Annotated in this window: 13 protein-coding genes; all 13 read right to left on the bottom strand. The window is 45.1% G+C overall.

Features of this window, described 5'->3' with window-relative positions; all coding sequences use genetic code 11:
• Positions 1-7: 7 nt before the first annotated feature.
• A complete protein-coding gene (locus BO219_RS07150) occupies positions 8-562 on the bottom strand; it encodes a DUF6470 family protein (RefSeq protein ID WP_077429019.1) in 555 nt (184 codons plus the stop codon).
• Positions 563-576: 14 nt separating this feature from the next.
• Positions 577-1,449, bottom strand: coding sequence for a flagellar hook-associated protein FlgL (gene flgL / locus BO219_RS07145; RefSeq protein ID WP_077429018.1), 873 nt, complete (start codon positions 1,447-1,449; stop codon positions 577-579).
• Positions 1,450-1,460: 11 nt separating this feature from the next.
• On the bottom strand, positions 1,461-2,996 hold the full coding sequence (gene flgK, locus BO219_RS07140) for a flagellar hook-associated protein FlgK (RefSeq protein ID WP_077429017.1): 1,536 nt from the start codon (positions 2,994-2,996) through the stop codon (positions 1,461-1,463).
• Positions 2,997-3,008: 12 nt separating this feature from the next.
• On the bottom strand, positions 3,009-3,461 hold the full coding sequence (locus BO219_RS07135) for a flagellar protein FlgN (RefSeq protein ID WP_077429016.1): 453 nt from the start codon (positions 3,459-3,461) through the stop codon (positions 3,009-3,011).
• Between the two features lie 14 nt (positions 3,462-3,475).
• Entirely contained in the window at positions 3,476-3,733 is a 258-nt protein-coding gene (flgM, locus tag BO219_RS07130; protein WP_077429015.1) for a flagellar biosynthesis anti-sigma factor FlgM, read from the bottom strand.
• A 65-nt stretch (positions 3,734-3,798) separates the two neighbouring features.
• Complete coding sequence (locus tag BO219_RS07125; RefSeq protein ID WP_077429014.1) at positions 3,799-4,206, bottom strand: TIGR03826 family flagellar region protein; 408 nt, start codon at positions 4,204-4,206, stop codon at positions 3,799-3,801.
• Between the two features lie 11 nt (positions 4,207-4,217).
• Positions 4,218-4,655: a YaaR family protein gene (locus BO219_RS07120; RefSeq protein WP_006320059.1), complete on the bottom strand. Its 438-nt coding sequence runs from the start codon at positions 4,653-4,655 to the stop codon at positions 4,218-4,220.
• A gap of 81 nt (positions 4,656-4,736) precedes the next feature.
• A complete protein-coding gene (locus tag BO219_RS07115; RefSeq protein WP_077429013.1) occupies positions 4,737-6,569 on the bottom strand; it encodes a flagellin N-terminal helical domain-containing protein in 1,833 nt (610 codons plus the stop codon).
• Between the two features lie 14 nt (positions 6,570-6,583).
• Positions 6,584-6,997: a flagellar export chaperone FliS gene (fliS, locus tag BO219_RS07110; RefSeq protein WP_077429012.1), complete on the bottom strand. Its 414-nt coding sequence runs from the start codon at positions 6,995-6,997 to the stop codon at positions 6,584-6,586.
• A gap of 58 nt (positions 6,998-7,055) precedes the next feature.
• Positions 7,056-7,343, bottom strand: coding sequence for an EscU/YscU/HrcU family type III secretion system export apparatus switch protein (locus tag BO219_RS07105; protein ID WP_003397391.1), 288 nt, complete (start codon positions 7,341-7,343; stop codon positions 7,056-7,058).
• A complete protein-coding gene (locus tag BO219_RS07100; protein WP_077429011.1) occupies positions 7,340-11,341 on the bottom strand; it encodes a metal-dependent peptidase in 4,002 nt (1,333 codons plus the stop codon). The genes BO219_RS07105 and BO219_RS07100 overlap by 4 nt, the downstream gene beginning before the upstream one ends.
• Positions 11,342-11,423: 82 nt before the next feature.
• Positions 11,424-12,092 (bottom strand): ComF family protein, encoded by a 669-nt coding sequence (locus BO219_RS07095; protein ID WP_077429010.1) that lies wholly within the window; start codon positions 12,090-12,092, stop codon positions 11,424-11,426.
• A complete protein-coding gene (locus BO219_RS07090) occupies positions 12,089-13,429 on the bottom strand; it encodes an ATP-dependent helicase ComFA (protein ID WP_077429009.1) in 1,341 nt (446 codons plus the stop codon). The genes BO219_RS07095 and BO219_RS07090 overlap by 4 nt, the downstream gene beginning before the upstream one ends.
• Between the last annotated feature and the right edge of the window lie 17 nt (positions 13,430-13,446).

The raw sequence follows: 13,446 nt of genomic DNA, 5'->3' as shown, positions 1-13,446 counted from the left end.
CCCTCATTTATACGGTCACGTCAATGCGCAAGTTGTTGTGACGCGCTAAGTCAATATGCACAACGTTTGGTTTGTAATCGATTTGCACAAGGCGTGGCTCAATATGAATACGAGCATTTGATGTTTGCCAGTTCATATTGATATGTCCTGGCTCAAAACTGACTTTCACGCTAAATGGGCGTGGAATAAGCCCGACATTATAATCAAAAGGCGGTCGTTCGCTATTCGCCTGCGCTTGCATCGCAAGCACGTCGCCGCCTTGTTCAATGCGCATTAATTCATCGCCTTGTATCGCTGTCGTTTCTAAATACGATAACCAACTGGCATAGCCGTCTTGCGCAGCTTCTTCAATGCGACGGAAAATGTGCTTTAAATCCATATCTGCCCACGCTTCGGTTTGATCAATCGTGAGGCGCGGTGGCGTTGTTTTCATCTCAAGCTGCGGTTTCGGTTGTTCAATCGACATCTCAGCTTGTTGTTGACGCATATGCATATATCCGCGCTCAACTGTAATGGATAGTTGCGGAAACGTCGCTTGCATCGTCAGTTGCGGGATTTTCATTCTAACTCATCCCCTTAACGCAAAAAGTCAACGAGCGTCGGTTGAATGATGCGTGCTCCGACAGAGAGCGCTGCACGATGCACACTTTCTTGCGACTTTAATTCTGTAATAATTTTTTCAATCTCCGCATCTTCGTTATCAGAAATCATTCGTTTCGCGATCAGCTGTTGTTCGGCAAGACGTTGCTCCACGAGCTCTAAACGATTGACGCGCGCACCAAGCTCTGCACGTTCTGCAAGTACGTCGTTTAAATGACCATCTAATTGGGAAAGCAAATTGTCTAAATTCCCGGTTGGGTTAGCTAATTCGTTCTCAATTTGCTGTAACGTATTAAACAAATCTTGGTTAAACACATTGTTTGGGGTGACATTAATTTTTAATTTTACCCCTTTCGCCACTTCGACCATAAAATCATCGTTGTTATTATTGACAGTCGGAGGCGAGCCGTCTTTGACCGGCGCCTGTTCGATGTTTGTGCCATTAAAAATATACTTTCCTGCCACTTTTGTGTTCGCCACTTGCACTAAGTCTTTTTTCAACTGTTCAATTTCGCGCGCAATCGCTTGGCGGTCTTCTTGACCGAGCGTGCCGTTTTTCGCTTGCACAACGAGTTCGCGAGCGCGCTGCAAAACATTTGTCGTATGATTAAGCGCCGATTCTGAGTTTTCCATCCACGCATACGCCTCCGACAAATTGCGCTGGAATTGCTCGATTTCCGTTAAACTTGTACGATAATGCATCCCTTTCATCGCCACGACCGGATCTTCCGATGGACGATGAATTTTTTTCCCCGTCGCGAGCTGTTGCTGATACGTGCCAAGCTTATCATAGCTTTTGCTTACATTGCGCAGCGTATTGTTTGCAAGCATCATTTGTGTGACGCGCATTCGTTATTCACCTACCTTCCAACGATGCCCATATTGTTAATAATTTTATCTAACATTTGATCAATCATTGTAATCATACGTGCAGAGGCGTTATACGCATGCTGGAATTTCATCATGTTCATCATTTCTTCATCAAGCGATACGGAACTGACCGCCATGCGCCGTTCATCAACGGATTGGCGAAGCACTTCACTATTTTCAGACAATCGTTTCGCTTCTTGCGCGTTGACTGCCATTTGTCCAATTAAACTTTCATAAAAGTTTTGAATTGTTGTCGTATTGCCAGCGATGTTCATCATACCATTTTTCACTTCAGCTAACGCTTGAGCGTTACTTCCGTCACCGATTTGACCTGTTGCTGACGCGGCAATGTTGTCGAGTGAATCTTTAATGATTTGTGCAACATCTAACGTTCCAGCCGGATCACTCGGATCGTAAGTAAAAAATGTTTTCCCATCCTTTGTGTTACTTTTTATCTCCGTTACACTCCACCCATTTGAATGAACGGTATTAAACTGATCCGCAAACGCTTTCGCCATCGCATTTAAATCGCCTAACATTTCAGGATACAATCCTTTCGTCGTTGTACCCCCATCTTCGCTATACCCATACGAATAAAGAAGAGCACCTACTTTTCCGTTTTCCTTCAAACGTTCAAATGTTGAAAACGGTGTATTTCCAAGTGAAAAGCCAACAATTGGCCCTGTTTTTGTCACATTGTCTTGATAGCTTAGTTGAAGCTCATTTACTTGTCCTAGTCGCCCATCAACAAGCGTACCTATCACAGTGCTTCCTGTTCGATCTACTAACTCTACCGTAAAACGTCCTTCCGCAATTTTTAATGCACTACCACCGCTTGATACAGGTGTAACTTTAATATTTACGTATTGCGACAACTCATCTAACAGCCGATTGCGCTCATCATATAAATCGTTCGGCAAATAGCCGTGTACTTCTACTTCGCTAATTTGTTTGTTTATATCATTAAGCTGACGCGCTAATGAATTTACTGCTTTTACTGTGACGTCTAACTCATTTTTTAAATCATCGCGAATCGACTTAAGTGAACTAGATAAATAATGAAACGTCTCTGCTACCGCAATACCGCGCTGACGAACGACCGAACGAGCACCTGAGTTTGAAGGGTTCACAGCTAAATCTTGTAGCGACTGCCAAAAACGATCAAGCGTTTTCGCTAACCCTTCATCTGACGGTTCGCTCATAATTTCTTCCATTTTATACAATGCTTCCGCACGCGTGTTCCAATAGCCGTATTTCATATTCTCGCCGCGATATTGCACGTCTAAAAATTCTTCGCGCATCCGTTGCACCGTGCCCCCTTCCACGCCTGTTCCCATTTGTCCTGGCATGACGGGGCGGTTTTGAGACGCAAACGGATACGGCGGCGTTTGTTCAAAGTTGACGCGTTGGCGCGAATATCCCGGCGTATTCGCATTGGCGATGTTATGGCCGGTAACGTAAAGCGCTTGTTGTTGGGCAGTCATCCCACGCCGCACCGTTTCTAATCCGTGAAATGTCGAAAGCACAAAAAAACCCCCTTACGTTTTTGCTTCAAATGACGACCGTGGCGGCAATTCATCCGTTCGCTTCGGGTCATACGTCACATCTTGTTCGTTCGGTATCATCAAATCTAATGTAAAATGAATAAATTGGAGCGACTGTTGCAGCAGCTGCATATTCAGTTCATTTTGCTCTTTTAGCCGTGCAATAGTTTCACTTAAATCGCTTGCTAGTTGAAGCAATGTTGCACGTTCTGTCTCTTCCAACTGCTCCGCATAACGCCGAATCGTCCGCTCTTCTTCATGTAGATGGGCAAGAAGGCGCATTCGTTCGCTCTCAAGCTGACGAATGGCCATGACGTATGTTTGCTCTTTATTCATCATGTCTTGCAACGTAACAACGTCGCTTTTTTTAATCGCTTCTGTTTTTTGTTTAGCGAGCTGAAGTAAACCGCGGTGAAGTTTCAGCAGCTTTTGCATTAAATCGATCATGTTCATTCGCCTCGTCATCGTTTATAATAACGCAACACGCTTTCAGCTACAGCGCGCGCATCTAACTTATACGTGCCCGACTCAATCTCTTCTTTTAACCGTTCCACTTTTTCTAACCGTTCTGAATAAAATTTCGCTGCTTCTTGCAGCTCTTTCGCCGCACTTGAAATTTCGACTTGATCGGTCTTTTTCGTTGCTTTTGTTGGCTTCTCTATCCTCGCTGTCCGCTCATACGGATTGACGTTCATCGGTTGAATGCGATGAATTTTCATGTTCCCACCTCGCTTTTTCCGTTCTTTTTCGTCTACGTTTATTATCGGCTAAAAAAGAAAAATGTTTAATCTTTCTTCTTTTGTTGTGTAAAATATGTCGTTTGCCGTTTCGCCTGTTTTTGCCGTTCTTCTTCTTGTTGCAGTTTCGTTATTTCCTTTTGAATGCCGTCAATACATGCCGAACATAAACGGCCTTCACGAATCATTGTTCCGCACTTTTCGCACGGATAGCCAAGATTTGGAAAACGAACGAGTTGAAGACGCCCCTTTTTAATCCATTTAATAATGAGCGCTTCTTCTACACCTGTCGCGTCAACAACTTGTGACATCGTTGCCGTTCGATTTTCGCGCTTGCGAATAAACGCATACACTTTTTCAAACAATTTCTCTTCTTCTTTATGGCATGCCTCGCACACATCACGAGATTGCGTCCGCACGAACAAACTTCCACACTTCGGGCAGTTATCTAACATGTTGCTCCCCCTTACGTGTAAATATTAATAATCAATCCTTGAATTTCACCGACAAGTCCAAGCAAATCAAGCCCTTTTTTCTCTTTTTCCAACACCGCGTTCGTCAGCTCAACTAACTTTTGATCGACTTCTTTTACAAGCTTATAAATTTTCGACCGTCCCCCCCGGCTAAATCCGCGCTGTTCTTCAAGCTGCAAACTATTTTTCACCGCATCGTCTAAAAATTGCTTCACTAACTTTTTATATTGTTTTAAATCTTCCACCGTTTGCGACTCCGCCAGCTTTTTCCCTTGCGCTTCAATTTGTTGCGCCATCGTTTGAAAACGTTCAAATAACACATCGCTTTTTTTCTTATGCATCACTTCCGTAAACGACACCGATTCCATCGGTGCATCCTCTTTTTTCGCCACACGGTTCAACGACGCCCGCGACACTTTTTGCACTTCCATCAACGTTCACACCTTTTTATTTTTATTATGCCACAGTTACAAAAAAAGGGCGAGGTCGCATCGACCTACCCTTTTTACCCATTAGCTTTTTAACAATTGTAAAATTCCTTGCGGCAATTGGTTTGATTGCGCAAGCATCGCCTGTGCCGCTTGGTTTAAAATGTTGTTTTTTGTGAAGTTTGTCATCTCCATCGCCATATCTGTATCACGGATGCGTGACTCTGCGGACGTTAAGTTTTCGTGTGCTGTTTTTAAGTTGTTGATCGTGTGCTCGAGACGGTTTTGGATCGCACCAAGTTTACCACGCTCTTCAGATACTTTACGAATCGCTTCGTCAATAACCGAAATCGATGCACGAGCAACTTGAGCAGAAGAAGAGACATCGATTCCAGCTTCAGCGTTGACCCCAACAGTGAGAATAGTTGTATGGTCAGCCGCGCGAGCCAAGCCTAAGCTAGCCGCGTCCATAACACCTAAAGTAAATCCTAGCGTTTCCGATTCATTCGCTCCAATTTGCATTTCTAGCGTTAAGTCTTTTCCTTTATTAGCCTCAAAATCACTATCGACGATTCGAATTTCAAGACCATTTGCTGAACCGAATGCATTACCATCATCTGTGCGATCGGTAGAAAGAACAAGGGAACTACCTACAACTGCATGCGAATTTAATGCACGAACCGGATTGTTAGTTGTATCTGCTTTGGCATTTGAGAGTACCTGCTCAATGTCTTGTAGTACTTGAAATACATCTTTTCCATTTACATCAATCGTTGCGGTTCCTTCTGTCCCGCTCCATGTATAGCTACTTGAAGTTGAATCACTAAACGTAATTGTTAAATTGTCAATCTTTAGTACATCACCATTTTTCGGCGGTTCAGCAAACGTTATTGTAAATGATTCAGAAGCTAATGCTTGGTCTTTAGCCTTCAATGTTGTTACAGCAGTCGTTAAATCTACAGGATCTAAGTATGTTACATTAGACGCAAAAGATGTTGACACAGAAATTGTCGCCGCTTCTTTTGGTGACATATTATTTACAGTTTGTAAAATTAAACGTCCACTCGTTAATGCGGATCCGTCAGTAAGAGGATCTGGGTCTGTTACGTCAATTTTCTGTATATTAGTACCAAATGTTTGAGAGTCTCTTGCTTCGATAGCTGTTTTCAATGCTGATAATAAGTTATTAACATTCGTCATCTTATCAGCATCAGTAGTTGGAGAGTCAGTCCACGTTACATTGACCGCAATATGTCCTGTATTCGTTAGACCGTTCGGTGCTGGAAGAAGGTTTGTTACATCAATTTCATAAACTTTACCGTTAATAGTAAATGTTTTACCATCAATGTTAGCTTGGGTTTCAGCACCAAGTGCCGCCGCAATGTCTAGAACGACTTCAGCAGGTTCTGTCGGAGCAGCTGTTACAACTCCTTGCCAAGTCCCGTTCCCTGCATAACTCACTTTTGGAGAATTCACTTCCGCAAACGCTTTTCCTTTTGGAGAACCGCTAAATAAAAGCTTTTGGTTAAACTGAGTTGTATCTGCAATCCGATCGATTTCTTTTGTTAATTGATCCACTTCCGCCTGAATGGCCGCGCGGTCACTAGGCTCAAGAGTGTCGTTAGAAGCCTGCACCGCCAATTCTCGCATGCGTTGCAAAATACTGTGTACTTCGTTCAGCGCCCCCTCCGCCGTTTGAATAAGCGAGATCGCATCTAACGCATTGCGTTCTGCGACTTCTAAACCGCGAATTTGCGAGCGCATTTTTTCTGAGATCGCTAATCCTGCAGCGTCGTCTGCGGCGCGGTTAATGCGCAAACCGGAAGAAAGCTTTTCTAAGTTTTTTGCTGTGTTTGATTGGTTCACTGCCAAGTTACGATAAGCGTTTAATGCTTGAATGTTATGGTTAATTCTCATCTTTTTTCTCTCCCTTACTCTATCTTAATAAATTGCTCATATGCCGCTGCTTTTTTCGCTGCGACGTTTGTTGTCGGTTGTTTTTTCAACGCTTCATTCCATGCGGTCGCAATTTCTTTTGCGATCGTGAGCACTTCTTCCATCATCGCTACATCTTTTTTCATATTTGCATCGATAAGACGCTCCGCCATATAGTTATATAGCGCGTCTAATTGGTGGGCGATAATGCCCGCATCATACTTCAAACCAACGCCAAGACGACGTAAAATATCATTTGCTTTTTGGAGTCTTTTGTTGGCATGAATATAGTCGCCCTTTTTTGTGCTTGCGATCGCTTCTTCTACACTTTCCATTAATCCTTCATAAAGTAGCGCTGTTAATTGTTGTGGCGTTTTTTTATACACCACTTCTTCTGTTAAAAACTCCACGCGCTCACTCTCCTTTTGTCGTTCACCTACTTTATTTATCGTCACGATTTGTTATTGTTTAATAGTTTCGTTCCATTTTTTCAATTAAAATTAAAATTTCTGCGATAACGGCATACAATTGTGGCGGAATCGTATCGCCGAGGTCGAGGTCAAGCAAATGTTGGACGAGCGCGGCATCTTGTTCGATCGGCACTCCGTTTTGTTTTGCCAGTTCAATAATTTTTTCAGCGACGTAACCGCGCCCGTGGGCGACGACGGTCGGCGCTTTATCTCCTTGTTCGTAGCGAATAACCGCCGCCGATGGGCCGTTTATTTCTCGTTTTCGTTTTTGGTTAAAGTACATCATATTGTAAAATCATATCCTTTCTCTGTCCATGTCGCTCGTTTTGGCTCGTTTGACTTTTCTTCATGTTTTGCAAACGTTGTAAATTGTACATTTCCGACGCGGTAGCCGATTTCTTCAAGGCGCTTCGTAGCCGTTTCGACGAGTGGGCGCATGCGCTCCGCAAAATCTTCCCGATCGTTGCGGAACGTCACGGAAAGCGTGCGCTCGTTCGCGCTCAGCAACACCCCGACATCACCGATCTTTTTCGTTTCAAGTAAAAAGTACAAACTGCAATTTTCCCAATCCACTCTCTTTCCGTCGTTACGGGCGTTCACATATACTTTAACGTCTTTTACTTCTTTTTGAAGCAGAAGAGGAATGGTGAAAAAGAGCGTTTGCATCGCACTTCCTTGGTCGTTTTTGTTTAAAAGTTGTTGCCCTGTCATATGCGTCAACGCTTGTTCGGCTTGTTTCGATCCTTCGCCACCCGTTTGTGCTAATTTCATGAGCAGTCCTTTCATCGTTTCTTCAGACTGTTCGCTTTCGCCATGAAATACGAGTGAATTTGCTATATCCGCTTCGTGCATAAAACCAAGGCGGTGAATCGTTTGTAGCATGTGGCGCGCGGACGGCTCAGGCTGAACGATTTCGTTCCATTGCGTCAGCAGTGCTTGTTCTGGTGTTTGTTGTTTCAGCGACTGCGCTTGAACAAAATGTTTTACTTTCACATCTGACGGTTTAAATTGCATTTGTTCGAGCGTACTTTTTACTTGCTTCACGATTTTTTGTGCTTCTGCCATTTGTCCTTTATCTAGCAGCTTTTTCGCCTCCGCCAATTGTGAACTGGCTTGCAGCAATTTTTTCTCCATCGTCATATCCGCAAACAACATCGCATCACTTTTTAAAATTGTTTGGTCAAGCTGTTTAATCGTCGTTTCCAGCAACTGTTTTGCCTGCGGTCGCGCCGCTTGCTTATATTGAGTAATCAGATGATCGATCGCATCTAAATTGCGCATCATATCACGCTTCGCTTGTTGAAACTGTTTCGTTGCTTCCGCCATTCGTTTCGTTACTGTTTGAACGATCATATCTTTCGACTGTAAACCGAGTGCCACCAACGACTCGTACGCCGCATCAGCAGGTGAGGAAGCGTCATTTGTCGGCAACGTCGTTTCGATTTGTTGAAGTGCTTGGACGACCGTTTGTCTTGCAGCCATTTCTCTCCCGTTTTTTGCGAGTTCGTCAGCACGGGCGAACGCATCATGAAGCAGCGGTTCCATATGTTGCGCAAGATGCGCACGCGCCATTTGTAACGCTTCTTTGACATTTGGCTCCTTTTGTATCGTTTTTATCGCTTGCGCAATTAGCGCGCGAACGTCATTGGTTGCACGTTGTTCATTTTCAATTGTCGCAATCGCCGTGAAAAGCTGTTCGCGCTGTTTATCTAGCATCTGTGCCATTTGCTGAAGCGTTTGTGGCATATTTGGTTGTTTCGTGAGCATAGCGTCTGCTTGTAGCTGACGAACCGCTTCTGTTAACGTCATCGTTTGCTGCTCGAGGCGATCAGCAATCATTTTTGCACGATTCATATATTCAGGCTCAAGCTGTTGTTCAATAGATTGCAATGCTTGCACAAGTGGTTGACGAACTTCTACGCCACGACCAACCGTTTCAAATAATTTTGCTTGACTTAATGCACGAACCACTTTCTCTGCTTGTTCCGCTGGCAACGTACGAGCCAGTTCTCTTACTTGCGGTTCTACCGCTTTCACCGTCGGAGCGTTTTCTACTTGTTTTCGTACCTCTACCACTTGTTTCAGCTGGGCTTCTTTTGTTTCTACCGCTGTCGCTGGTGTATTTGCTCGTACCGCTTCTTTCGCTGTTCGTACGACGTCCGCAATCGTATCTTCTTCCACCGCACGTAATGTTTGCGACAACTGTTGACGCGCTTCTACGCTGCGTCCCATTGTCTCTTGCTGTTTCGATTGCTCAAGCGCACGAACCACTTTCTCTGCTTGCTCCGCTGGCAACGTGCGGGCCAATTCCCTTACTTGCGGTTCTACCGCTTTCACTGTTGGAGCGTTTTCTACTTGTCTTCGTACCTCTACCACTTGTTTCAGCTGAGCTTCTTGCGCGTTTACTTTCGTCGCTGGTGTATTTGCTCGTACCGCTTCTTTCGCTGTTCGTACGACGTCCGCAATCGTATCTTCTTCTACCGCACGTAATGTTTGCGACAACTGTTGACGCGCTTCCACGTTACGTCCCATTGCCTCTTGCTGTTTCGACTGCTCAAGTGCACGAACCACTTTCTCTGCTTGTTCCGCTGGCAACGTACGAGCCAGTTCTCTTACTTGCGGTTCTACCGCTTTCACGGTCGGTGTGCTTTCTACTTGTTTCCGTACCTCTACCACTTGTTTCAGCTGGGCTTCTTTTGTTTCTACCGCTGTCGCTGGTGTATTTGCTCGTACCGCTTCTTTCGCTGTTCGTACGACGCCCGCAATCGTATCTTCTTCCACCGCACGTAATGTTTGCGACAACTGTTGACGCGCTTCTACGCTGCGTCCCATTGTCTCTTGCTGTTTCGACTGCTCAAGTGCACGAACCACTTTCTCTGCTTGCTCCGCTGGCAACGTACGAGCCAGTTCTCTTACTTGCGGTTCTACCGCTTTCACCGTCGGAGCGTTTTCTACTTGTTTTCGTACCTCTACCACTTGTTTCAGCTGAGCTTCTTGCGCGTTTACTTTCGCTATTGGCGCGTTCGGACGCAACGTTTCTCTCATTGCTCCTACTGCTCGCAATGCTTGGATAAGATCGGTTTTCGCCTTTTCTCCTAGTTGTTCTACACGTTCAATCGCTTCATGTAATTCATTCGCTTCGATGCGTGGAAGCGCCGTTTCTTTCAACTGACGAACGGCATCTTCTATCGAGCGCGCGTTGCGAACCATTCGTTTCGCTTCATCGACCATTTGTTTTTGCGTAGTTGGGGAAAGTTGTGTCGGTACATTGTCTTTTTCCTCTACTGAAGCAAACGCTTCAAGCAATCGCTCTTTTGCGCTAAGCGGTTGACCTGAGCGATACAACTGTTCTGCTTCTTGTAACGCTCGACCGAGCGTTTGGCGAACGACGTCGCTTCCTTTCGCAATGGTAAGCGCTTTGGCGACAATCGGCTCACGTTCAATTTGCTGACGTACCATTTTCAGTTGCTTCTCTTTCGTTGTCGCACGTTCCATTTGTCCATGATCTATTTTTTCATTCGTTTCCGCCACATCAACAGCTTGCATAATGCGGCTTCGGGCAAACGTCTCATGTCCGCGCTCTTTCAAAATGGTCGCCTCACGCACAGCTTTCGCGATTTCGTCATGTCTGTTTTCCTCTGCAAACTGCTTCGCCAGTTCGAGCACACGATCCATGTTTCGCTCCTGTTGCAGTTGTGCACGTAGCTCGCTAACCGTTTGCGACTGTTGTTTGACGATTGGCGTAAATGAAAAATGCTTATCAATCGCCTGAACGATATCATGTAACGATTCGCTGAACGACTTGCCATGGAGCGCTTCATGAACGGCTTGCAGCTGCTTTATCGTCATATCAAGCTTTTTCGTTGCTGCGATTTGAATCGTTTCTAACTTTTGTTCGACCGTTCCTTTTCCTTCTGTTAAAAATGTACGCAAAGACTCTACCGTTTCACGAGTGAGTGGCAGTTGTTTTTGGGTGACAATCATCGCCGCTTGGCGAAGCTCAGGTGTTTCGAACTTTTCAAATGATGATGCTGGAGGAGGCGTGACAACCTTTCCTTCCACTATATCCCCATCTCCACCTGTCACTTGCACTTTCACTCGTCCAGATGGCGGTACGTCGCCTTCAAAACGAAACCGAATGTCAACACCTCTTAATTGTACAATCGCTTCTTTTTCACCTACTTGTTCTTTGACGACCGCCTCATACACATCTCCTGCTTTTAACGTCACAGTCGTTGAATGTGAAGATGCCGAGCGATAATGTCCGTATCCGCGAATTTCCATAACGACCCATCTCCGTTCTCCGATTTTCCTACTCTTTATATCGACTAGAGTCATGCGGTTTTCAATGGGAGTTTGTTCCCAACTATGAACGGACGAGTGTAAACGAACAAATATCTTGCGCACCTGCGTCATATAGCAGTTTTGCTGCTTCGTGCACTGTTGCCCCTGTCGTGTAAATATCATCCACGATGACGATGCGCTTTTCAGCTACATCTTCTCCTGTCAAACAAAACTTCCGTCCGACAAAGCGTTCACGTCTCGTTTTTTTCGACTGTTTTTCGTCGTCGATTCGTTGTAAGGCAAAAATCATCGGTACCGATAAAAGTGAAGCGATCGCCTCCGCTTGATTAAACCTACGTTCAGCTAATCGAGAGGAGCTAAGAGGAATCGGGACGAGGCACACATCCGAAGAAAAATGTTCATCAAACACGCGACGAACATCGGAACGAAACGCTTCAATAAGCTCATAATCGCCACGAAATTTAAAACGATTCATCATTTCTTTCATCCAATCGTTATACATATACACCGAGACGTTTTGTTTCAACACCGTTTTTCGTTTTTCCCACCCGATACAATCTTCACATATCGCTTGATCGCTTAAACGGCTGCATCGTTCACAGCGATTTCCCTCAAGACGAATAAAACGGGATCGGCAACGCGGGCAACAAACATCCGCTTGGCGAAGCGTTAAAAGCAGCGCAAACGACATCGCTGGCACCCACTCATCATGACAAATCAAACATTTCATTCGTCAAGCAACCCTCGCTTTCGTGCTTCATCGTTCATGCGTACAATATGACGCTTGGCGGCGATCATCGCTTTCGTTTTTCCAAAATGAAAAAAGCGCACATCACCTGTCGGATACTGAGCACTTCGCCCGACGCGCCCTGCAATTTGCACAAGCGCACTTTCTGTAAAAATCGGTTGTTCTGCACCTAATACAGCTACATCGACGTTTGGCACAGTCACCCCACGCTCTAAAATGGTTGTTGTCACAAGAAGCGGAATTTGCCCACGCCGAAAAGCGAGCACTTTGTCCTTTCGTTTCGGATCTTCGGCATGCACCCCTTCGATATGAGGATGAAATTGTTGGAAATACGGAACAACTTGTTGTAAAAAGTCGATGTGAGGAACGAATAAAAAGGCTTGTTTGTTTCTTTCGAGATGCTCGTTTACCCATCGAACGACACAGGATGGCAAACGTTGATTACGCCACTTTTTTTTCCAATTTCCGCACCATTCAAATGTCGGAACAGGAAGTGGACGACGATGATAGCGCGCAGGAATCGTCACCGCTTTTCGTTTTCCGCTTTTTACTTCACGTTGCCATTGTTCATTTGGGGTTGCGGTCAAATAAATGAGGGAAGATGTCGGTTTTCGGGCGCGTTCAACGGCGTATGAAAGCATCGGATCAAAGCTATACGGAAACGCATCAACTTCATCGACAATCATCACATCAAAAGCGTGATAATAGCGAAGCAATTGATGCGTCGTCGTCACCGTCAATGAAGCAAGTTTGCCACGGTCTTGGCTGCCGCCATATAATGCCGCCATATCGACCGACGGAAATACACTCGCCAAACGCGGAGCTAGCTCCAATACAACATCGGTGCGCGGAGCAGCAATGCAAACGCGCTTTCCGTGCGACAGCGCCATGTTAATGCCTGCAAATAGCACTTCTGTTTTTCCCGCTCCGCATACCGCCCAAACAAGCAACGAATCGTTACGTTCAATCGCATGACAAACTTCATGAGAAGCAAGTTGTTGTGCTGGAGATAATTGACCGTTCCATTGTAGCGGTGAAGAAAAAGAGGTCGAAGGAGTTGGTCCAATCCAAATGACGAGCGGATTGCATTCGCTACATCGTCCCATCATAATACATTTTCGACAGTACGTACATACGCGTCCACAGCGCGCACACGGAAACGAAGCAAATAGCTGTTGGTCATCGTTATTGCAACGGATGCAAACATAGCCTCGCTTTGTTTTTATGATGCTGTCTATAATTTGCACATGTTGCTTATCGTAAGGAAAGGAAAGCTCAGACTTTAACAACTGTTTTCCAACAAGAGACAAACGAATCACCTCACTAAAAAAGAAGT

Origin of the sequence: Anoxybacillus kestanbolensis, from assembly GCF_001996285.1 — a bacterium.
Classification (GTDB): domain Bacteria; phylum Bacillota; class Bacilli; order Bacillales; family Anoxybacillaceae; genus Anoxybacillus; species Anoxybacillus kestanbolensis_A.
This window is presented reverse-complemented; position numbering and strand designations above follow the sequence as displayed.